This is a genomic window from Candidatus Defluviilinea proxima (assembly GCA_016721115.1).
Taxonomy (GTDB): domain Bacteria; phylum Chloroflexota; class Anaerolineae; order Anaerolineales; family Villigracilaceae; genus Defluviilinea; species Defluviilinea proxima.
This window is the reverse complement of the sequence record JADKIW010000001.1, coordinates 3487646-3510554: the sequence shown is the minus strand read 5'-3', so window position 1 is coordinate 3510554 and position 22909 is coordinate 3487646. Positions and strand designations below refer to the sequence as shown.

General features: G+C 46.4%; 21 protein-coding genes and 1 tRNA gene. 10 read left to right on the top strand and 12 right to left on the bottom strand.

Features of this window, described 5'->3' with window-relative positions; genetic code table 11:
- Positions 1-21: 21 nt before the first annotated feature.
- Positions 22-1725, top strand: a complete 1704-nt coding sequence (locus IPP66_16250; protein MBK9926824.1) for an N-6 DNA methylase — start codon at positions 22-24, stop codon at positions 1723-1725.
- On the opposite strand, the gene IPP66_16245 is transcribed toward IPP66_16250, so the two are convergent.
- Entirely contained in the window at positions 1706-2695 is a 990-nt protein-coding gene (locus tag IPP66_16245) for a restriction endonuclease (protein MBK9926823.1), read from the bottom strand. The two genes, IPP66_16250 and IPP66_16245, sit on opposite strands and share 20 nt — an antisense overlap.
- Before the next feature lie 96 nt (positions 2696-2791).
- On the bottom strand, positions 2792-2986 hold the full coding sequence (locus tag IPP66_16240; protein MBK9926822.1) for a helix-turn-helix transcriptional regulator: 195 nt from the start codon (positions 2984-2986) through the stop codon (positions 2792-2794).
- A gap of 407 nt (positions 2987-3393) precedes the next feature.
- Between IPP66_16240 and IPP66_16235 the strand changes: the two genes are divergently transcribed.
- Both IPP66_16235 and IPP66_16230 read left to right on the top strand, forming a co-directional pair.
- Positions 3394-4422, top strand: a complete 1029-nt coding sequence (locus IPP66_16235) for a hypothetical protein (protein ID MBK9926821.1) — start codon at positions 3394-3396, stop codon at positions 4420-4422.
- A 137-nt stretch (positions 4423-4559) separates the two neighbouring features.
- Positions 4560-4928 (top strand): hypothetical protein, encoded by a 369-nt coding sequence (locus tag IPP66_16230; GenBank protein MBK9926820.1) that lies wholly within the window; start codon positions 4560-4562, stop codon positions 4926-4928.
- Here the strand turns inward: IPP66_16230 and IPP66_16225 are convergent.
- From IPP66_16225 to IPP66_16215, 3 genes are all read right to left on the bottom strand, one after another.
- Positions 4921-5736, bottom strand: coding sequence for a 1-acyl-sn-glycerol-3-phosphate acyltransferase (locus IPP66_16225; protein ID MBK9926819.1), 816 nt, complete (start codon positions 5734-5736; stop codon positions 4921-4923). The two genes, IPP66_16230 and IPP66_16225, sit on opposite strands and share 8 nt — an antisense overlap.
- 105 nt (positions 5737-5841) lie before the next feature.
- Positions 5842-7488: a phosphoenolpyruvate carboxykinase (ATP) gene (gene pckA / locus IPP66_16220; GenBank protein MBK9926818.1), complete on the bottom strand. Its 1647-nt coding sequence runs from the start codon at positions 7486-7488 to the stop codon at positions 5842-5844.
- 256 nt (positions 7489-7744) lie between these two features.
- The gene (locus IPP66_16215) at positions 7745-8962 is read right to left on the bottom strand and encodes an aminotransferase class I/II-fold pyridoxal phosphate-dependent enzyme (protein ID MBK9926817.1); all 1218 of its coding nucleotides are present in this window, start codon (positions 8960-8962) and stop codon (positions 7745-7747) included.
- A 250-nt stretch (positions 8963-9212) separates the two neighbouring features.
- Between IPP66_16215 and IPP66_16210 the strand changes: the two genes are divergently transcribed.
- Positions 9213-9764 carry a DUF4231 domain-containing protein gene (locus IPP66_16210; GenBank protein MBK9926816.1) on the top strand — a complete coding sequence of 184 codons (552 nt, stop codon included), beginning with the start codon at positions 9213-9215 and terminating at the stop codon, positions 9762-9764.
- Positions 9765-9815: 51 nt separating this feature from the next.
- Here the strand turns inward: IPP66_16210 and IPP66_16205 are convergent, their stop codons facing one another.
- The 6 genes from IPP66_16205 to IPP66_16180 form a co-directional block, all read right to left on the bottom strand.
- Positions 9816-11078, bottom strand: a complete 1263-nt coding sequence (locus IPP66_16205; protein ID MBK9926815.1) for a hypothetical protein — start codon at positions 11076-11078, stop codon at positions 9816-9818.
- A gap of 4 nt (positions 11079-11082) precedes the next feature.
- The gene (locus IPP66_16200) at positions 11083-11475 is read right to left on the bottom strand and encodes a hypothetical protein (protein MBK9926814.1); all 393 of its coding nucleotides are present in this window, start codon (positions 11473-11475) and stop codon (positions 11083-11085) included.
- 60 nt (positions 11476-11535) lie between these two features.
- Positions 11536-12477, bottom strand: coding sequence for an ACP S-malonyltransferase (gene fabD, locus IPP66_16195; GenBank protein ID MBK9926813.1), 942 nt, complete (start codon positions 12475-12477; stop codon positions 11536-11538).
- Between the two features lie 105 nt (positions 12478-12582).
- Complete coding sequence (gene rpmF, locus IPP66_16190) at positions 12583-12783, bottom strand: 50S ribosomal protein L32 (protein ID MBK9926812.1); 201 nt, start codon at positions 12781-12783, stop codon at positions 12583-12585.
- Positions 12784-12955: 172 nt separating this feature from the next.
- On the bottom strand, positions 12956-14776 hold the full coding sequence (locus tag IPP66_16185; GenBank protein MBK9926811.1) for an aldehyde ferredoxin oxidoreductase family protein: 1821 nt from the start codon (positions 14774-14776) through the stop codon (positions 12956-12958).
- A gap of 24 nt (positions 14777-14800) precedes the next feature.
- Entirely contained in the window at positions 14801-15211 is a 411-nt protein-coding gene (locus IPP66_16180; protein ID MBK9926810.1) for an SCP2 sterol-binding domain-containing protein, read from the bottom strand.
- Positions 15212-15383: 172 nt separating this feature from the next.
- Between IPP66_16180 and IPP66_16175 the strand changes: the two genes are divergently transcribed.
- The 4 genes from IPP66_16175 to IPP66_16160 all read left to right on the top strand — a co-directional run bounded on the left by IPP66_16175 (position 15384) and on the right by IPP66_16160 (position 18731).
- The gene (locus IPP66_16175) at positions 15384-16286 is read left to right on the top strand and encodes a transporter substrate-binding domain-containing protein (GenBank protein MBK9926809.1); all 903 of its coding nucleotides are present in this window, start codon (positions 15384-15386) and stop codon (positions 16284-16286) included.
- An 81-nt stretch (positions 16287-16367) separates the two neighbouring features.
- The gene (locus IPP66_16170) at positions 16368-17204 is read left to right on the top strand and encodes an amino acid ABC transporter permease (protein MBK9926808.1); all 837 of its coding nucleotides are present in this window, start codon (positions 16368-16370) and stop codon (positions 17202-17204) included.
- A gap of 1 nt (position 17205) precedes the next feature.
- A complete protein-coding gene (locus IPP66_16165; GenBank protein ID MBK9926807.1) occupies positions 17206-17970 on the top strand; it encodes an amino acid ABC transporter ATP-binding protein in 765 nt (254 codons plus the stop codon).
- A complete protein-coding gene (locus tag IPP66_16160; GenBank protein ID MBK9926806.1) occupies positions 17967-18731 on the top strand; it encodes a dimethylargininase in 765 nt (254 codons plus the stop codon). Before IPP66_16165 ends, IPP66_16160 begins: the two co-directional genes overlap by 4 nt.
- Before the next feature lie 81 nt (positions 18732-18812).
- Here the strand turns inward: IPP66_16160 and IPP66_16155 are convergent.
- Positions 18813-18894: transfer RNA gene (locus tag IPP66_16155), tRNA-Leu, on the bottom strand.
- Positions 18895-18984: 90 nt separating this feature from the next.
- Between IPP66_16155 and IPP66_16150 the strand changes: the two genes are divergently transcribed.
- Both IPP66_16150 and IPP66_16145 read left to right on the top strand, forming a co-directional pair.
- On the top strand, positions 18985-21591 hold the full coding sequence (locus IPP66_16150; GenBank protein MBK9926805.1) for a PAS domain S-box protein: 2607 nt from the start codon (positions 18985-18987) through the stop codon (positions 21589-21591).
- Positions 21581-22903 (top strand): hypothetical protein, encoded by a 1323-nt coding sequence (locus IPP66_16145; GenBank protein MBK9926804.1) that lies wholly within the window; start codon positions 21581-21583, stop codon positions 22901-22903. The genes IPP66_16150 and IPP66_16145 overlap by 11 nt, the downstream gene beginning before the upstream one ends.
- Positions 22904-22909 lie beyond the last annotated feature (6 nt).

The following is a 22909-nucleotide window of genomic DNA, read 5'->3' as shown; positions in this document are numbered from 1 at the left end:
GTCCAAGAGATATTTATAATTATGAGATATTCTGCTGTAGATGAAAAAAAAGAAAATGGTGTTCATTACACACCTAAAACGTTGTCTGATTTTGTTGCAGATAAAATTTATAAAGTAATACCAACCAACTTTCAGGAACGTTGTATTCATGTGATGGATCCAGCAGTCGGGAATGGCGAATTATTATGTTCTCTTCTAAATGTTTTATCCAGCAATCAAATAAACAACAAAAAAATAACAGGATTTGATACTGATAAAAGTGCAATTTTGTTTGCACATCAACGTATTTCAAGCGAATTCCCACGTATTCCATTAGCCCTAAGAAACGAAGATTTCCTTGAATTTGCATTCAAAAACAAGAAACAGCTAGGTTTATTTGACGACAACAATTTCGAGCGGTTTGATATAGTTATTGCCAATCCCCCATACGTTAGAACCCAAATAATGGGTGGCAAAAAGTCCAGAGAGCTTTCTAAGCAATTTAATTTAACTGGGCGTGTTGACCTATATCATGCCTTTATTCAGGGAATATCTCATGTGTTGCAACCAAATGGAATAGCGGGCATCATTATTTCTAATAAGTTATTAAGTACTAAGTCTGGAGCAAGTATACGTGAAAATATTCTTGATGACTTTGATGTACTAGACATTTGGGACTTAGGCGATACTCGGCTTTTTGAAGCCGCAGTCCTACCTGCCGTATTGCTTTTGAGGAAAAAAGGCGAAAACAGCCTTATTCAAAAAGCAAGTTTTACTTCCATATATACAACTCAAGGCAATCCCACCAAATTTGTAGATAACGCTATATCAGCACTTGATATGGAAGGAATAATTAGTACACATGACGGAAATATTTATCTAGTCAGGCAAGGCGAACTAGAATACGGGCAGAAAACCAAAAACGTCTGGCGCATTGCGAATAAAAAGTCTGAGGATTGGCTCTCCACAGTGAAAGCTAATACTGCATATTCTTTCGATGAAGTTGGCGACATTAAGGTAGGAGTTAAAACGACTGCAGATAAAGTGTTTATTAGAACTGACTGGAATGAGCTTCCAGAGAATGAACGACCTGAATTATTAAGACCCTTAGTAACGCATCATATAGCTAGGAGGTATAGGGCAACAGATTCGTCGGAGCAGAGAGAAATTCTTTATCCGCATATGATTATTCAGGGTAAACGGGGGGTTGCAAATTTAGATAATTACCCAAAAACATCTCAATACCTTGAAAAATTTCGAAATACCTTAGAGGCAAGGTCTTACCTAATAGATAGTGGAAGGCTCTGGTATGAAATATGGGTTCCACAAGACCCCAGCGCATGGGATATACCGAAAATTGTAATGCGCGATATTTCTGAAAAGCCAACCTTTTGGATGGATTTAAGTAAGTCAGTTATTAATGGTGATTGTTACTGGATAACATGCAAAAACCCACAACAAATTGAGCTATTATGGCTCATGCTTGCAGTTGCAAACTCCACCCTCGCCGAAGCTTTCTACGATCACCGTTTCCATAATAAGTTATATGCAGGCAGGCGACGTTATAACGCGCAATATGTAAAAGAATTTCCCTTGCCAGATCCAAACACTCCATTAGCTAAACAGATCATCCAGGCAACAAAACAAATCTATGATTTAGTACAAACAGACAAAGTCGACGAATTAGACGAAGCACTAGATCAGCTTGTATGGCAAGCTTTTGGCTTCAATCAAAAAAGTCTTTAGGTAACGGAATTTGCAGTTTCTTATTTACAACCTTTCCTCCGAATTGTGGAAATCTACTAAAAAAAGATTCCCCAGTAGAAAGAAAGAAGTGCGTTATAGTAATAAATTCTCCATTTAGTGTTGCATAAAAAAGCGCATATCGCACATCACAATGGCGCACATTAATACCTTCAATATCTGGAATATCAAGAAAGTCTGTACTATTGGGACAAACAAGTCCAAGATCAATGGTTGGCGAAGTTTGCAATTTTATTTCAAGCAATTGATGGCGAATATCGGGAAACTGCCCATCATCTGAAAAATTATTGTATCCAAGGGCATCGCAAACTAGCCGATGTAATTGCTCTCCTCTATTTCGCTCTTGATCGTGTCCTCTATTATGAAAACGTCGCCCAACAAGGTTTTTAAGCCTTTCAAAAATAACTTGAATTGGGAGTAGCGATTTCACGGATGGGTTTTGCGCAGGGCTTGATGTAAACGAATTGGGGTAAGAATCGTTCTTGAACAATAATCTCAATCGATCTGTGTCATCGGGCGTCACTAATTCTAAAACTGAATCCCCAGGAGAAAGACGAGCTTGGTATTTTTGCGTAAAAACTCCTGTTTTATCCAAACTAGAAAGAAGTTCGCCTGTAACGACTCTTACCTTTTGAACAATATCATCTGTGGAAATTTGAATAATCACATAGCGGCGAGAAAGGGATATATCTTCATTCCAAATTTGGAGATTATTAGATTTTTGGATATACGTATCAAATAATTGTCCAAAAAATCTAGGCTGAGTTCTTTGGAATGTTTCAGGTATTGGGTAACCCAAAATCTCACAAATTTTTTGCTTAATGATTTTTGACCTAGTTCGAAGTGGCAATCCACTTATAGAAAAAGCGGATAACCCTTTATTTAACAATCGTTCAAGATCAGGTGTCGGTATCCATAAATCCTGATTCTTTCCTTCCAGTGAGTCGTATATTGAGAGTTTCTTTCTGAGATTATTTTAGGGTAATTAATGGATGATTCATAATGGCTCATTATATGTTCTCTCTTTTGGTCAACAAATCGATAACTGTCACGTTAAGGCATTTGCAAACTTTATCAAAGTACCTATAGTTACATTTCTCTCCATTCGCTCAACTGAACCAATATAGGTTCGATGAAGTTTGCAAATATCCGCAAGTTGCTCTTGCGAAATTTTTTTCTGTAATCGGAGTGCCCGCACATTTCTAGCGAGTATTTTCCGTAATTCTGTACTTGATTCGCTCATATATTCACCTAAGAGTACGAAATAACATTGGAGAGAAAATTGTGTTTATAAATTACCAGCAATGCTACTTTTAAGTCTACACACTAGAAGTAGCATACAAAACACAAAAGAGTAAGCCGTTAATAGCGGCCGAGATAAGAGATTAACGCTACCAAAACAATAATTAGAATTACAAAAAGTAATAGCCTTAAGATGAATAAATCTCTACACCAACTGTTTGTGCTTTTTATCGTAATTCACCCACCTACCCAAATCAAAATCCTAACTCAAACGATAATGCACAATGTATTGAACATCGTGCATAAACTTCATCATTCTCCCCATTTCCCAATCCTTTAATAACCCTTAACAATCTGTTGCATTGCCATTAACCAGCTTTCAGTAGAATTTGAAAGCAAAGAGGTGATATGGCAGAAAAGGTATTGTTCATCGGCGGCTCGCTTAACCAGACGACGATGATGCACAAGATCGCACAACACATGGGTGAATATGATTGTTATTTCACCCCCTATTATGCCGACGGCATTGAGCACCTCGCCAGCCGCACCGGGTTGTTGAACTTCACAGTCCTAGGCGGACGCCACATGCGCGAGACGGCCGAGTACCTTACGCGAAACTCCCTGCAAGTGGATCATCGAGGCGAAAAACATAATTACGATCTCATCGTCACCTCCAGCGACCTGATCGTGCAACGGAATATCCGCGGGAAACGAGTTGTGCTTGTTCAGGAAGGAATCACCGAGCCAGAGACCTGGGTCTACTGGATGGTGAGATGGCTGAAACTACCACGCTACATCGCCAACACATCCACCAGCGGGCTATCAGACGCATACGATATTTTCTGTGTTGCATCGGAGGGATATGCAAAACACTTCATCCGCAAGGGTGTGCGCCCCGAAAAACTCGCGGTGACAGGGATACCCAACTTCGACAACCTGCAAAAAAATATGGATAACGACTTCCCGCATCATGACTACGTTTTGGTTGCCACTTCGCCACTGCGGGAAACTTTTCGGCGCGATGACCGGGTCGCTTTTATCGGACGCTGTGTCGAGATCGCAAAGGGACGGCCATTGATCTTTAAGTTACATCCCACCGAAAATCCGCGGCGTGCCCGTAACGAGATCAAGAGACACGCCCCCGGCGCACAGGTATTCACAAGCGGCAATGTCAACCACATGATCGCGAATGCATCCACGGTCATCACGCAACAGTCCACTTGCACGTTTGTGGCGGTGGCGCTCGGCAAGGAAGTATTCACCAATCTCGACCTTGAAGAGTTGAACCGCCTGATGCCCATCCAAAACAACGGCATCTCCTCCCAAAGGATCGCCAACATTGCCAAACGCGTCTTGCATACCCCCATGCCGGTCCTACAACAAATCCGCAAGGGAATTCGCACCCGCCCAAGATGGGAAAAGGCCGACTCACTCTAACATTTGGAGAATCCAACAATGGACAATAAAAGCAAACGTCACATCATTGTAGCCATGGAAACCGCAGGCCAACTCGCAAAAATCTGGTCGGCGCTTTTCTTTTGCTGGTCATTTCTCTGTCGGTAGCTTTGTTTATCATGGCACCAGAGTTGATGGATACATTCAAAAATTCATCAGGGTGGACATTTATCTTTTCAGGAAGTGTATTGCTCGTGATTTTCCTGATCGTCTTCCCTGTGTTCCTCATCGCTCAAGCGATCTACCAATATCGAAATGCCCGCACACTCGAACAAACAGGCACACTTACAACAGGCGCTATCCTTGAAAAATGGGTGGACTCATCAGATGGGCAACCGATCTATCATGTTTTGTATAAGTATCGAAGAAGCATCAAGGCATTGCAAGTTGTCAGCGAAAGCGTGTTTCAGAAGTTACAGTGCAAACAGAGCATTGACGTTCTGCATCTTGAAAACGCTCCACATATCTCACGCTTGAATTTCAACTAGACCAATCCATGTGCCGCGCCAATGTCCGCCGCGCGGATCGTTCTACTTCCGTCAAGATATGTTCATGATTCGCGCTGGATAGCACCTCGCCAAAAGTAACGCGCGGCGTCAAACCATATAGTTCTTTTCCGCTCAAGATCTGACGAATCATTTGATAGATAAACGCCAATCGCTGACGATCTCGGCGTGCCTTGCGGAACCAAGTAATCGGGTGACGCATAGCTTTCGGGGAGATCACGCCACTTACTGTAGTGACCAGCACACGGGTCCGCGGGACGCGACGAAGAAAAATCTCAAGGCTGTGAGACCACTTGTCAAATTCTGCACCTGGGTTTGGCATGAAAGCAGGGTCAGGTTCGATGCCTCCGCGTGGGAAGATCAAAACGGCCCCATCGGCATTCAGGTGCTTCACAATGTTTCGAACCGTCTGCATGCGCCCAAATGTGTTTTTGACGGGCGGTGAAAATATGGCATGCTGGCTGATGTGTGGCAGGTAACGATACGGGGGAATCTCACCGATGCTGATCTTGTAATCGGGACGGTTGATAAAAGACGAAATGACAAGTGCATCGTACGAAGCCGGGTGATTGGATACGATAAGCAAGGGGCCGTCTTTAGGAATGATCTCTTGCCCTTGCGCAAAATACCCTGCAACAAAGTTCGGTAGGAACCAACGCAATCCGGCAGATGGGCCATGGTGCTCGATCTCATGGTCGAGGCCAAGAGAGAGCTTTGAGAACTTTCTCGTTGCCCGCCCAAAGATCAGATCGAGTGTCTTCAAAGTTATGCTTGACCGAGAGAGCGACATCGCTCTTGCCAACTCAATAATCAAAGAATGGTTTAGTTGTTCAAAACGATTGTCCATATACAAAAAAGAGATGGTCAGACTTCAATCTGACCATCATATTATTCATCAAATTTTCGGACCTGCTTCGATCACTTCTTTTGGCGTATGTTCCTCGAACTTCTTGAAGTTATCGATAAATCTCTGTGCCAACTGTTTATATTTCTTGTCGTACTCTCCGCGATCGCCCCACGAGATGGACGGGTCGAGTACTTCTGCAGGGACATCAGGGCATTCGGTCGGCACTTCAAAGCCAAAGATGGGGTCTTTCTTATATTTTACAGTATCCAGTTTGCCATTCAATGCCGCATGAAGCAGGGCGCGCGTGTATTTGATCGAAATACGTTTGCCCACACCATACGCACCGCCCACCCAACCCGTATTGACCAGCCAACACGTCACGCCGTAGCGTTCGATCTTGTCCTTGAGCAATTCGGCATATTTATATGGATGATGCACCATGAACGGCGCACCGAAACAAGCAGAGAACGTGATCTGCGGTTCTTTGCCCAGACCAACTTCCGTTGCGCCCACTTTGGACGTATACCCCGAAATGAATTGATACAACGCCTGATTCTCGCTCAACCTCGCGATCGGGGGCATGACTCCGCTCGCGTCACACGTTAATAGGATGATGTTCTTCGGGTGCCCAGCCTTTTTCTCAGGGACGGCATTCGAGATGTACTCCAAAGGATACGAAGCACGAGTATTCTCTGTGATCGAGTCATCGTTCAAGTCGATGGCGCGCGTGATCGGGTCGAATGGAACATTCTCCAGGATCGAACCGAACATCTTCGTCGTTGCATAAATTTCAGGCTCTGCGGCCGCAGATAACCCGATGACCTTAGCGTAGCATCCGCCTTCAAAGTTGAAAATGCCATTGTCGCTCCACCCATGCTCATCGTCCCCAATGAGGCGGCGTTCCGGGTCAGCAGAAAGGGTCGTTTTGCCGGTGCCGCTCAAGCCGAAGAACAAGGCCACGTCGTGCGTATCATTCGGGTTCACATTGGCCGAACAATGCATGGATAGAACGCCATCCAGCGGGAGCAGGTAATTCAACAACGTGAAAATAGATTTCTTCGCTTCGCCCGCGTATTCCGTGTTGCCGATAATAGCAAGCTTCTTCTCGAAATTCAAAATGATAAAGGTTTCGCTGTTCGTATTATCCACAGTTGGCATAGCCTGGAAACCCGGCGCAGATACAACCGTAAACTCAGGGATGAAACGTTTGTATTCCTCAAGCGATTGCGGCAGGATGAACATGTTTCGAATGAACATACTATGCCACGCACGCTCAGTAATAAAACGGACAGGCAAACGATATTGCTCATCTGCACCTGCATACACATCCTGCACAAACACATCTCTGCCCTGCAAGTATCCCAACATGCGTGAATACAACGCATCAAATTTTTCTTCATTGAACGGCTGGTTGTGTACACCCCACCAAACATTCCCTTCGGAATCTGTATGTCGCACCACGAACTTGTCTTTTGCTGAGCGGGCGGTATGCTTGCCGGTATGAGCAATGAAAGGCCCGCCTACAGATGTGACTCCCTCGCCACGGAATACTGCTTCTTCATATAAGACTTCGGTTGTAAGGTTCCAATAATCGAGGCGCACGTTCGATACACCCTGATTCGCAAGGCCAAAATCAGCCTTACGGGCTCTCGCAACCGATTCTGCGGGGGTCTTGATATTCAAAAAGCTATTCATGGTCAGTATCCTTTCGCCCAAGAGGGCACCCAATGAAATTTGTAAATGCAGGGCAATACAATACACATTGCCCTGCACCGGCATCCGATCAGCACAGCTACAAATTCATCACCAATAAAACGTGGTCACAAATAACACATCACCCACGAACCTGCTATTAATGCATTTTAACCCGAAACCGGGCACAGAGATACTCTTATAAAAATATGCCGTTAAGGTCATATTACAAAAACAAGTGATGCCGTTTTTACTCTGTTCACATCCAATCGCGGATCAACTTTCTATCGCCCACATAGATCTCATTAGGGCTTGAGGGGTCAAGTGCCCATCGGATACGAGCAATTCCCTCGGTCACATCTTTCGTTGTCCCTGAGAAAGAGAGGCGGATGTGTCCTTCCATCCCAAACTCTTTGCCGGGCACCGTCACCACCATCGCCTTTTTGAGAAGGAAGCGAGACACTTCCACTGAATTCTTATTGAAAGCTCGCAGGTCGGGCAGTGCGTAGAAAGTCCCCATCGGTTCGATCAGACGTGCGCCATTGAACGAACTGAATTCCTGGAGCAATACATCACGATTATTCTGGATCTGAAGACGGATCGCCTCCACTACAGACTGTAAGCCGTTCAGCGCTCCCTCAGCCGCCGCCTGGCTGACGGGGCTTACGCCCGAAGTTGTCTGCGCGGTGACATTGGTCATCACCTTCACAAGCTGACGTGGCGCAATCACCCATCCAATACGGAAGCCGGTCATGCCGTACAATTTCGCCACACCATTCACCACAACGATATGCGAATCTTCCATATCCTTTTTCGTGAAATGCCATGCAGGGACTGCGATATTTCCGTCAAAGGTCAGTTTGTGATAGATGTCGTCACAGATCATAAAAATGCCCTTGCGTTCGCACAGGTCTACGATCTTCTCGATCAACTCCGGCGGATAGATCACACCCGAAGGATTGTTCGGGCTGTTGACGATGATCGCGCGAGTATAGGATGTGACTGCTTTTTCGATCTCATCGAAGCGCGGCGTGAACGTCCCATCTTCGGGGGTCACGATCACAGGCTTGCCCATGCACATCTTGATGATCTCAGGATACGACACCCAATACGGTGCGAGGATAATGACCTCATCCTGTGGATTCAAAATACTGTAAATAATATTAAAGAGGGATTGTTTAGCGCCATTGGTGATCAACACATTCTCTGGCGCAACCAGACGGTCATAACCTTCTTCTGTATAATGGATCACTGCCTTCTTCAACGATGGTACACCATCAATCGGAACGTACTTCACATCCCCACTTGTCAACTTTGCGGCCGAAGCCAGGATCGCCGCAATGGGCGTCTTGTTTTTCGGCTCGCCAATGCCCAAATTGATAACTGCCTCTCCCCGCTCTCGAAGAAGCCGCGCTTCTTCATTCAAGGCCAACGTCGGTGACTCAACGATCTCACTTGCCAGTTTACTTAGTTTCATTTGCGCTCCTTTAAAGCAATCTGGCTAGGACGATCACGCCCTAACCAGATATACAACTAGAACCGCAGAACAAGCGGCGCTGACAAATTAATTTGTCAGACAAAGCTTCCATGCCGTCATTATACTACGCACGAAATGCACTACAACCGACGAATGTCATGATTAATCCGGGAAACTGGCTTGAAAACTGACAAATCCCGCCTATAATTGAGACATCATTACCCAGCAAAAAAAGTATACAGGAGGAGCTATGGCAAACGCAGCGAACAATGATGGCGATAAGTACGCAAATTTGACTGGCAAGATCGAGGATTTGGATAAGTATGTCCATCAGGCATATGACAAGCAAATAGATTGGTACTGGAAGGCAGGCGGCGCCAACAAGCAAAACTATAAAAGGTTTCGCTTCTGGACGATCGTCCTTGGGTCATTAGTCACGCTCATTGCTTCACTGACAACAACGGAAATCATAACAAAAGATCCGATCATCAAAGGGATCTTTACACTATTGACCCCTATACTAGCAGCTATATTGACGATTATCAACACCATGTCACAGAATTTTCAATGGGGCGCCACCTGGCGAGATATGGTTGTCAATGCTTCCAGGCTTCAGAAAGAAAAGAATCGCTTCCTTGCTACAAAAATAGAGGAACGGGATTATAGGAAGGAATTGATCCGCATCAACACTATTGTCCTGGAGGAAACTCAGGCCTTCTTTAGAAGGATATTGGATACAGAGGCTGTTCCAACAGACACACACGAGCTTGAACTAGAAGAGGATGCGGCAGCAAATAAATAGGGCTATCAACAAAAAAAATCGGGATGGTTATCCATCCCGATTTTCACTTAATTACTGACAAGCCATCTCGGCTGGGTCAGGGTCTTTGCCTAGCGCCCATACCCGCTCAAACTCCTGAACGTAAAGCCTGGCCATCTCAGGGTTATCAATAATGATCACGTTCTCGTCATTTGTCTCTTCCGCGCGGGTGGAGAAATTCAAAGAGCCGGTGATCACATATCGTTCATCCACAACGATGACCTTATGATGAAGGAAACCACCGTTACCGTCCTGCCGTACCGGCACATCGCCACAGAACAAGGTCTTCAATTCAGACGATTCCGATGTACTGCCAAACGATTCAAATACACCTGCCACGTCGAGGTCACGTAATCGATCCTGCACCATGGCATCAGCAAGGGGATAATCCGTAAAACTGAACGCCATGAAATACACACTCGATTTCGCACCTTGCACAAAGGGGATAATGACATTCTCAAGAGCGCTATCCTCTGAGGTAAAGATCACCAGTATCTGTGATCCATCGATAGTCAAAGACTGATCTGTCAGCGTGGAAGGCGACTTAGCCCCGAACTGTCCGGCCCACATTTCATCGAATTCGCGTTCGTAAATAACTGCAAGATCAGGGGAATGGATCACGACCACATTGTTATTCTGGTCGTAGATACCACTCTTGGTGATATTGGTTGAACCCGTCCACACAGTTTGCCCATCGAAGATCCAAAACTTATTGTGCATGAAAGCACTACGACCCAAGTCATCTTTCACTTCGATCCCTGCATCTTGTAGCATCTTAAATTGACCGCGTCCCGGCTCTTCATCGGCTAGCAACCCATTTTCATCATCGGTCACCCAGCGCACATCCACGCCACGATTGTGGGCCGCGATCAATGCATCGACCACACGCGTCAGGTCAAACTCAAAAGACGCGATGTGAATGCTCGTCTGTGCGGCATTGATATATTGAAGCAATTTCTCTTCCACCGAGCCATCAATCACATTCGGGTCATGATGATTGACTGGGTCTGTGAAATACACCTCCCACCAACTGCCTGAGGCGGGCGGTTGACCGCCGATCACTACAGGCGTAGGAGAAAGAGTAATCCCATCTGGTTGAAAGGGCGTCTCAGTTGCAAATAACGGCGGGAGCGCCGTAGGAATATTCACAGCAGGCGTGTCTGTCCCAGAAAGGACACCGCCCACGTCAATGCCAGACATCGCGCCAATGGCACCACAGATCAGCAATAAAACAGTAAACAATCCCACAATGACCCCGCCCTGCGCTTTTGATACAGTACGTCGTTTCTTCGTCATGTCACTATCCTTTTGGCGTAATCTCATCAATAAAATTCTTAAGCCATATAATCATTTGCTGCGCATTCGCATCCTGAGACAAGGTCTGAGTTGCATCTTCCATGGATGGCATCACGAAAGCGTCGCCAAAAAGTGCACGAGCTTGTTCGCCTATGCGATTCCATAATGCATGCTTCGTTTCAGTATCCAAAGTTTTGGTCTCACCGACCCACCTCCCCATGGCGCGCATCATCAAACGCAAGGCACGTAATCGCGGCGTGATATATTCATCTGCCGCAGGATCATCCAATGCATCGGTTTGATCTACAATTGTTTTGACCGCGGCCTCACCCCATGAAAACAACTCGCCTGCCGCGTCTTCATCCAAAGACATGACAAGCGATTCGTTTCCGATCATGTTACCCATCACGCTGTGAAATCTTTTTTCCAGATCACTCATGATGTGAGTATAGCAGATTTACTTGATCGACTCAAAATCCTTGGGACTTCCCAATGTCAAACGAGTTGAAGATGAATCGATACGCTTGATCAAACCCAGCAGAACTTCCCCGCTTCCCACCTCGACGTAGGTCTGGATCCCGCTCCCTTGCATTGTTCCCACTGATTCCGTCCAACGCACACGCGATTGCATCTGCGCTTTGATATCGGCGCGCAATTCATCAGCTGAGAGCAATACATTCGCGTGGACATTGCCCACTACTGGAATTGTTGGTGTTTTCATAACACATGCGTCCACGGCGGCATTCCACTCACTTTGGATCGAATCCATTAACGGGGAATGTGCCGCAATGCTTACGGCAAGAGGCAAGGCACGCTTTGCACCTGCGGCTTTTGCTCCTACCATCGCACGTTCCAAGGCAGGCTTGTGGCCTGAGATAACCACCTGTCCGGGACAATTGTCGTTGGCAACCTGCACAAAATCGTCAGCTGTACTTGCTTCGCTGCAAATTTTGTCAAGCGTGGGAATATCCACCCCAAGGATGGCGGCCATGCCACCGGGGTTCAATTCCCCAGCACGCTTCATCAATTCGCCGCGTGTGCGGACAAGCCTGAGCCCATCGGTAAAGGATAAGGCTCCAGATGCGGTCAGAGCCGATAACTCGCCAAGAGAATGTCCGGCAACAGTAGCAGGCCCAAAGTCCGAGTAAAGATGCGTGAATGTCCTGAAAGCGGCAACCGAATGTACAAATAAAGCTGGTTGCGTATTGACCGTCTCGTTGAGTGCATCCGCTGGACCTTCCCACATGAGCTTGGAAAGGGAAAAGCCGAGGATGGAATCTGCTTCGTCAAAGATCTGCTTTGCAACGGGAAATGCTTCTGCGAGCTCCTTTCCCATGCCAACGGCTTGCGAGCCCTGGCCTGGGAAAAGAAAAGCTGTAGTTTTGGGGTTAAGATCCATTGTGCCTCCATAATTTTGTAGGACAAGTTTCAGATTTCTGCCTACAGGTTGGACATTAAAACACAAACGGGTCGTGTTCGTCACGACCCGTTGGCGCATCAAGATTTATTCAGCCTTTTTCTTTTCTTTCTTGATCTCAACCACTTCGCGTCCTTCGTAGTGTCCGCAATTGGCGCAAACGGTGTGCGGAAGGCGCATGGAACCGCAATTGGCGCAGAGTGTGAGGTTGCGGGGTTGCAACGCATCATGTGCGCGGCGCATATCGCGGCGGCTTTTTGAGTGTTTTCGCTTTGGATGTGGGGGCATTCGACTTTCTCCTTATTTTTCTTGCGCAGGTTCGTTTTCTATGAACCTGCAGTGGTTTCCAATTGAGCGGGCAGATTATAGCGGCTGGAAGGGGGTGCGTCAAGTGATTATAAAAGCAGATATTGAAATTGATATTAAGGAAGGCAAAAGTATAGGTAACTGCGGCAAAAACTCACTCCCACAAATCTTTTGCCACATCATCCATCCCCAAAGTGGACAATTTCTCACGTGAGGGTTTGCCGGTTTCCATATCCCAGCCACGGTGCTGGTAGTAAGCAATTAACATCGCATCAATATCAGGGACAAATCCTTCAGAGCCACCATCTGGATATGGCGTCAATAAGGCCTTTGGGAGTTTATCGTTTGCACGTGTCAACCCCATGCGGTTATTGATCGCACGTTTGAGATTCCACGAGCGTTCGCCAAATTTCATCATATCTTCCACAGACCAATCCAAGCCACAGGCCGCATTGATCAATTCAACCTGTACATCAGGTTCAACGTTTGCAAAGATACACATCACGATGGCGTTGAACACGGTCCGCCAATCTTGATGGCGCGCCACATTGGCGGCTTTCTCTGCCTGAGCATGGCGAGACATAAAATCAATACCGATCTGCTCCTGGGAATGACCAAAATCTACAAAGAAGAAATCAGATTGATTATGGCACGCCCCACGCGGACTGGTTGCATATGAAAGCGCCATGCCAGAAGCACCACGCGGATCATGATAAGCGATCTCAAGTCCATTGACTTGAACAGCTTCTTCCTCGGCGTTGAAATGCGCACCAAATCGTCTGGAGCCTTGCGCGAGCAGATCACCGATCCCATCACGTGAAGCGGTCAGACGCACAAGTTCTTCAACAGCATTTGTGTCTCCCCATTTCAAAACGATCCCGCCTGTATCCTTTTCAGTAATACTTCCTTTTTCAAACAGATGAAACGCTAAGCCAATCGTATTGCTTGTGCTGATCGTATCCAAGCCATAGCGATCACATAACTCACCCAAATCAACGATGGACTCGAGATTGTCATTCAGTAAGTTCGCACCAAACCCAACCATTGTTTCGTGTTCAGGGCCTTTACGTTTCAACACATCGTTCGGGAATTTGACAACACGACCACAGGCGATCACGCATCCCTGACATGCACTACGCCCTACCAAAATCTTTTCAGTTACCATCGCGCCAGATATAGCATCCACGGCAGGGAACGAGCCTTGTGTGTAATATTTCGCGGGCATCGCTCCAAGGTATTCGGCATAGTTAGCCAAACCTGCCGTCCCCACTTCACGAATCACCTTCGCTTCATTATCATCGCGCAATTTGCGATTCGCTTCTGAACGAAGTGATTTGTATTTAGAAAGATCAAATACAGGGATCTCATTCTCGCCATACACAGCAACCGCTTTGAGATTCTTTGACCCCATTACCGCGCCCATACCCGTGCGCCCGGCCATGCGTCCGTGATCGCACATGATGGATGCGTACAAGACTTGTTTCTCTCCTGCCGGTCCAATAACGCAGACTCTTGCGGACTTTTCCCCAATTTCCTCTTTGACTTTATCCTGTGTTGTATATGTGTTCTGACCCCACAAATGCGCGGCATTACGGACCTCGAGCCTGCTTCCGTTTAACCAAAGATAGACCGGCTCTGAAGCCTTGCCTGTGATCCACAAGCCGTCGTAACCGGCTTTGCGAAGCTCGGGCCCCCAAAAGCCTCCAATGTTGGATTCTGCCCATAGTCCTGTAGCAGGCCCCTTTCCACAGATGACGAAGCGTCCAGTTGTGGGGCCGGAGGTACCAGTCATTGGACCGGTCAAAAAAAGAAGAGGAGCCTCGGGTGAAAGGGCGTCCAAACCAGGCGTTAAATGTTCATATAGAATACGAGCCGCGAGCGATGCACCACCTAAAAAATCCTTTTCCCATTGCAAAGGAATTTTGTATTCTTCGGTGGCGCCACTGGATAGGTCGATCTTGAGGATGGGTTGCATATTGATTATGTAAAGAGATGCTCTCTACATAACTTCCTTTGTAACTTCCTGCGCCACGCGGACAAAGTCCAACACGGTCGGAACGTTGCGCATCATATACCCCATATTTCCTTTGACCTTCAACTTGCTTGTCATCATGGCCGTCATGGGATTCATTTTGCCCGAGAGAATGGCCGTGATGTTGTTATAGTTTGCAATAAGCGTAAAGGTTGGGTTTGGGTAAGAGTTGGCCGCGGGCTTGTATTCCGCTTTACGGCAGGAACCATGCCAAAGATCCAGGTAGAACGTGAGGTTTTCTTTGAGGTTGCCTTCAGGCTCAATGAAAAAAAGCAGGTCACCCTCCCAATTCTTTGCAATCTCCGCATATTTTTCATCGGAATTCAATTTTGCTTCCAATCCCCTCAACCATTCTTCACTGGGAAATATAGCCACCATGGGATGTGCCTCCGTAAATTTGATGAGCCAATTTTACCATTCGAAAATACTGCATATGGTCACTTGCATATTTCAAAAAAATAGTCTATGCTTAGGCGATGAGATGAATATGTCAACATCTCAAGGCAACTTGGTTGTTGCCTCAAACCCATTCTATTCTCTTGGAGGAGAAATGAAAAAACTATATAACGTTCTTGTCGTAGTAATGGCTACGGCGCTTCTGCTCACCGCTTGTGGAAGCAAAGAAGTAAAAGCCGACAATGTGTTGGACGCCATCAAACAACGTGGCTATATTCTGGTCTCAACCGACCCGAACTATGAGCCAAAATCTTTCCTCAATACCGATGGAAAGCGACCTGCTGATACCAAGTGCCCATCTGACGCCCTCACCACCGCCGAAATGCAGGGCTTTGACGTGGATGTAGCCAAGGCTCTTGGCGAAGGGTTGGGTGTTGAGACTTGTTTCGCCACGCCAGATTGGGACCTTGTCACCGCTGGTAGTTGGGCTGACAAGTGGGATGTAAGCGTTGGCTCAATGACCATCACCACAGCTCGCCAGAAAATCTTAGATTTCAGTGTTCCGTATTATTATGCGCCAGCAGTTGTTGCTGTTCGTGCGGACTCTGGTTTCACCTCACTGGCTGACCTCGAGGGCAAGGCTCTTTGCTCTGGAACAGCCACTACTTATGAATCCTGGTTGAATCACGATATGGAAGGGCTTGGCCTACCCGCTTCTTCCATCTACGCTGAAGCTCCGAATGTAACTGTTGTCCCACTCCCCACCGATCAGGAATGTGCGCAAGCCATTGCCGCCGGACGTGAGGACTTTGTAGGATACGTAACGGATATAACAGTCGTCAATGCCAACATTGCAGCTGGTTTCCCGGTCGTGCAACTTGGTGATCCCGTGTACTCCGAAGAACTTGCGGCCGCGTTCGATAAGTCATCCAGCCTGCCGACAGCCACCCTCCGCGCAGAAGTTGACAAGATCTTCACCGCCATGCACAGCGACGGTCGCTTGTCTGACCTGTCGAAAAAATGGCTTGGTAGCGATCTAACCATAGCACCCAAATAAGCAAGTCTTAACACAAAAAGGGAAGCAGGAAAGTTCTGCTTCCCTTTTTGTAATGCATTCACTCGAAGGGAGCACCTCAACATGAACCCAACATCCACGGGAACAGAGATAGAAAAAACGCATGCGCAATTACTCTACGAGTCGCAACAGCGAACATCCCGCCAATTTAGTACGTGGGTATCCGTAACATGGGGTCTGTTGTTTCTCTTTCTAGTCTACTTGTTCAGTGGCCAAAGTTTTCTCGGCTTTGAAACAATTGCTCTTAACCTCGATTTCATTCAGAAAAACTTTCTTTTCATTGCAGGCGGCCTCGGGCAAACACTGATCGTCTCGCTCCTTTCGATCACGCTGGCAATCGCACTGGCTCTATTCGCGGCGCTTGGACGGCTTTCCAAATTTCCCCCGTTTTACGCACTAAGCACTTTTTATGTTTCATTGATTCGCGGAACACCTCTATATCTACAAATATTTTTCTTTTTCCTTGCTTTACCACAATTGGGCATTATTCTCACGGGTTTATTCGCAGGGGTCCTTGCGCTAGGGCTCAACTATGGTGCATATATGAGCGAGATCTTCCGCGCCGGGCTCGAATCTGTTGGGCGAGGACAACGTGAAGCAGCGGTAGCTCTAGGCATGACGCCCATGCAAACCATGCGACGCGTCATTCTCCCGCAGGCGCTTCGATTCGCGATCCCTCCCATTGGCAACGACTTTATCGCCATGACAAAAGACTCGGCTCTTGTTTCCGCCACTGGCTTCGTCCACGAGGTGATGTGGCGCGCAACGAAAGTAGGGCGAGCGCAGTTCAACAACCTCGAAGCGCTCATCATGGCAGCGATTTTTTATTGGGTGATGACCATTATCCTGACCTACGTTCAAAGCATCATCGAAACCCGTCTTGCCAAAGGAGACCGCTAATATGGCACCGATCGTAAAAGTATCGAACCTTGATAAGTACTTCAGCCTACTCCATGTGTTGAAGGATGTCTCCATCGAAGTCCAGCCGCGTGAAGTAGTATGTCTCATTGGGCGTAGTGGTTCTGGAAAAAGTACATTACTGCGATGCATCAATTTCCTTGAAGATCCCTCGCGCGGCCATATCGAGGTGGATGGTGTTCGCGTTGAAATTCAAAACGGCACACGCAAAGAACATCGGCAAGCCATTCATGAAATCCGTTTGAAGACCGGCATGGTTTTTCAAGAGTTCAATCTTTTTCCACACATGAGCGTGCTTGAAAATGTCATCGAAGCACCCGTCACTGTCAAAGGCATGGATCGCAAGGTAGCTATTGAGCTTGCAGAGCAAAACCTCGATAGCGTAGGTCTGCTCTTCAAAAAGGATGAATATCCAAACAGGCTATCAGGCGGACAGAAACAACGTGTGGCTATTGCACGCGCTCTTACAATGCAACCTAAAGTCATGCTCTTCGATGAGCCCACATCTGCTCTCGACCCTGAACTCATTGGCGAGGTGCTGAGCGTGATGCAAAAGGTCGCTAAAGATGGCATGACGATGTTAGTCGTCACACATGAAATGGGTTTCGCACGTGAAGTGGCAGATCGTGTTCTCGTGATGGCTGATGGCGAGATCATTGAGGAATCTAAGCCTGATGAGCTATTCAATCATCCTAAAGATCCACGCACCCAGGCATTGATAGAACGTTATCGTTCCGGGGAAAGATAATGCTCGCCATTACCCGAGATGTGAGTCCGCGTTTTAATGAATGCGAGATCACGCACATCGAGCGAAGTGTTATTGATGTTACTGTTGCACAAGCACAACATTGCGGCTATATAGATGCGCTCAAAAAACTTGGATGTACTGTTTTAGAACTCCCTGCTGAGGCCAATCTGCCTGATTCGGTCTTTGTCGAAGATACAGCTTTTATCCTCCCTCACGCAGCGGTCATCACTCGACCTGGGGCTGATTCGCGGAAACCTGAAACCGAATCTATCATCCAAACCTTGTCCCCACACATCAAACTTCTCTACATTCGCGAGCCCGCCACGCTAGACGGCGGTGATGTGTTAGTCATTGGCAAAGACATTTTTATCGGCTTATCCACACGCAGTAATAATGTTGCGATCAATCAACTGAAAGACTTACTCAGCGACGATGGATACACTGTCACAGGCGTTCCATTGCACGACTGCCTACATCTCAAGTCCGCAGTTACACGCGTAGACGATAACACTCTACTGATCAATAAAAGCTGGGTGGACGCAAGTCTCTTCGAAGGTTACAAGCTGATCGAGATAGACCCGTCAGAACCCAATGCGGCAAATTGTCTTCCCATTGGAGATTCGATCATTTATCCCACATCGTTTCCGAAGACACGTGCAAAGCTAGAGGCGCATGGCTATACAATCGTCAGTGCTGATGTGGATGAATTGGCAAAGGCAGAGGGGGCAGTTACTTGTTGTAGTTTGGTGATTACTAATTAAGTAGAATCAGGTTCAAGGTAAGTCAGAAGCGGAACTTCGTTTAAACAAAAAATCCCCTATTATGGGGATTTTTCTTGATTGTGCGCTGGAGAGGACTTGAACCTCCACGGCTTACGCCACACGCCCCTCAAACGTGCCTGTCTGCCAATTCCAGCACCAGCGCCCAAGAGCAGGGCGTATTATAATCGTGTTCATAGAGTTGTCAAGCAAAGATATATTTTTACTGGTTCATCACCGATTCACGAATTTCTGAATGCACAACACACACGATTCCCGTCTTCTTGAGCCGAATACTATCAAAACAACTACAAGAATTGTTCTATTTAGGTTATCTATTCTGATCCTATTGAGCATGGGGGGTATATTTGCTTTACAGATACTCAGCGGAAATACACAGGATGCCACGATCCTCGCGCCAAGCATAATCCCTATTTTATTCGCGCTTTGGCTGACGCACCGTGATCGTATTGAATTAGCAGGGACTGTCATTGCAGTTTCACTGATTGCCGTATTTACAGCGCTGGCAACTGTCGGGCAGGGCCCTTACGACATTGGGGCTGTGGTCTTTCCATCAATCCTAATCATTGCCAGCCTGATCTTGAAAAGAAGAACTGTCCTTTATTTGATGGGGCTTATTATTCTCTGCAATGCATGGTTAACTCTTGGCGCAGTGTACGGCTTATATCACCCCACATATCCACAATCGTCACATATAGGGCAGTTTGTTGTCACATCACTAATATTGCTTATTACAATGTCTGCAGTTTATGTTCTATCGAACATTATTCGTAGTAGTTTGAATACAGTTCAAAAAGAGTTGACTGAACGTGAAAAAGCTGAAAAAGCTTTGCGTGATGCAGAAGCGATGTATAGGACATTGGTGGAAAATACATCTGTCATTATCTATCGCGATGCTCCTGAAGAAGAGGGCGACACACTTTATATCAGCCCTCAGATCGAGAGAGTGCTGGGGTATTCGGTTGAAGAATGGCAAAATAACCCCAAGATATGGATGGAGTTAACACACTCGGAGGATCTACCAAACGTTCTGTCAGATATCAAGAATTATCTTGCAAAGGGCGAGGGGTCGGTGATCGAATATCGAATGAGGTCAAAGGACAACAGATGGGTATGGCTTCAAGATGAGTCTGTTGTAGTCAAAGGAGATGATGGTAAACCTCAATACATTCACGGCGTGTTGACCGACATCACAGCCCGCAAGAATGCAGAACAAAAGATTCAACAGCATGAGGCTATTCTTAATGCAGTTGCCGAAACTGCTCAATTGCTTCTTAAATCAAGCGATTGGCAAAGCGACGCAAACGAGATGTTGCGACTACTCTGTGAAGCAACGGAGGCAAGTCATGTTTATATTTTCGAAAATCATCCAGGGGAGAATGGTGAAATACTTTCATCGCAAAAGTATGAATGGGGTTCAGCCAATCAGCAATCAGATCTAGAGAACCTAGATTACCAAAGTACCCAAATCGATCCAACCCTAGGCATAGAGGATTGGCATACAAACTTGAAGAATGGAAAACCTTTCTATGGAAGCCGAAAACAATATCCCCAATATTGGGATGACAGATTCGGCGCCACAGGATTGAAAACTATTTTGGACGTACCGATCACTGTCAATGGACAGTGGTGGGGCATCATCAGGTTCGATGATTATGTACATGAAATGCCATGGTCAAAGACAGAGGCAGATGCCCTCGTGGTAGCGGCAAGCAATTTGGGAACCGCTATTGAACGTCAACAAGCTGACCGGGCGCTCAGGGTTTCAGAGGAGAAATTTGAACTAGCTTTTCATCATACGTATGTGGCGATGGCAATTAATAATACAAACGACCACAGACTATTAGATATCAACGAGGCGTTTACCAAAGTAACAGGATATACGCGAGAAGATGCTATCGGGAAGAGGGCCGGGCGTGATCTGAACATCTGGTTAAACCAGGAAGATCGCGATTTCATTATCAACTCGTTAGAACAACAGGGATACATCGATGAATATAAAGCAGAATTTCGCCGCAAGAACGGGGAGATCGGCGTCGGGTTACTCTCTGCGGTGAATATATCCATCGCAGGCAAGCCTTGTCAGCTCTATTCGTTCTACGATATCTCACGCATCGATCAGCTTATGAGTGAATTGAAATCGAAAAATGAGGAGTTACAAAGCTTTACATATACCGTGTCGCATGATCTCAAGGCTCCATTGGTGACGATCTCAGGCTTTATGGGGTATCTCGAACAGGATGCTCGAAAAGGCGACATAGAGAGAGTGAGCAAAGACATTTTGCGGATCACCGAGGCGGTCGTCAAAATGCAGAGGTTGCTCAACGAGTTGCTCGAACTCTCGCGTATCGGACGTCTGATGAATCCACCAGAAGATGTTCCCTTTGGTGAAGTAGTACAAGAAGCCTTGAGAATTGTAGAAGGCCGTTTGCTGGCGAGGCAAGTTCGAGTGGAGGTGGAAGCGGATCTTCCATCCGTGTATGGGGATCGTATACGGTTGGTTGAGGTGGTACAAAATCTTGTGGATAACGCCGCGAAGTTTATGGGGGAACAGACAGACCCATGTATTTGCATTGGAGTAAAGTGGAGGAATGGAAGCCCGGTGTTTTTCGTGCGCGACAACGGTATGGGGATAGAGCCTCAATATTTTGATACAGTGTTCGGGCTGTTCAACAAACTGGATGCACATAGCGAAGGTACAGGCATTGGCCTTTCGTTGGTTAAACGAATCGTGGATGTTCATGGTGGATCAATATGGGTCGAATCGGAAGGTATTGGAAAAGGTTCGACCTTCTATTTCACTTTTGCAAAATATCCAGGAAGGGCACAGAATGAAAAGTAGACCAACCACCAGAGAATTATTTTTTTCAGCCCTACGCAGACAATCTCAAGAGAATAAAGGGGAGATCAAGAGTACTGTGCGGTGGATTGGGTTTTCAACACTTGCAATTTTCCTGACTATTCTTTTTATAAATCTAATCATGGGGAAATATTTGAATGCCCTTGTGATCTCAATCGGCGTTATACCTGTTGTTATTTCCCTGATACAGTTACAGAAAGATGCAATCACTACGCCAAGTACCACACTGGCAGTAGTAACCATTCTCTTGATCACATGGATGGCAACAACAAGTCAGGGCATTTACGATATTGGCGTTCTGGGCTACCCAGTTATTTTATTGGTAGTAGGGTTGATCCTGCGAGGGCAGGCGGTAATGAATCTTTCGTTGTTGATCATTTTGTGTATGGCATGGCTGGTCTTTGGGGATATTTGGAATCTCTATGAGCCCCATTTTGTAACAACCAACTTGGAAGATTTTTTTATTGGAAGCATTATTATCCTTGTTGCTGGAAATGCGGTGTACCGGCTGTCAAAGAATGTATATAACAGTTTACGGCAAGCGGAAGAGGAGATCGAAAGGCGCGAAGCAGCAGAACAAGAACGGGAAGAATTGATCCGTCAGCTAAAATCAAAGAACCAGGAGTTGGATCGCTTTGCCATTCGAGTTTCGCATGATCTAAAAACACCATTGATAACGCTCGCAGGCTTTTTAGGATATCTCGAAAAAGATATCAAAAAAGGAGATATAGAACGAGCAGAAAAGGATTTTGGACAGATCAGCGATGCGGCAAAGAAAATGGGGGTGTTCGTAGATGAGTTACTGGACCTTTCCCGAGTTGGACGCATCACCAACCCACCCACAGATGTACTATTTAGTGAGATCGTACAAGATGCACTCAAAGCGACAGATGGGATACTTAAGGCAAAGCAGGTTCAAGTTAAAATTGACGCGGCCTTTCCCACTGTCCACGTAGACCGTATGCGGATCGTTCAGGTCATGCAGAATCTGATCGCCAATGCCGTCAAGTTTATAGGACATCAACCCAACCCGACCATAAAGATTAGCTTTGCCGAGGTCAATGGTGAATATGTTTTTTCAGTCATGGACAATGGGATCGGTATCGCGCCAGAACATCATGAAAGGATCTTTGAGCTCTTTAACAAGCTCAACCCGGAAATGGAAGGGACAGGCCTTGGGCTTGGACTTGTAAAGAAGATCATCGAAGTACATGGCGGGAGAATTTGGGTAGAATCGGAGCCAGGAAATGGCTCGACCTTTAAGTTCACTTTGCAAGATACACCAAAGAATTAGATAAAT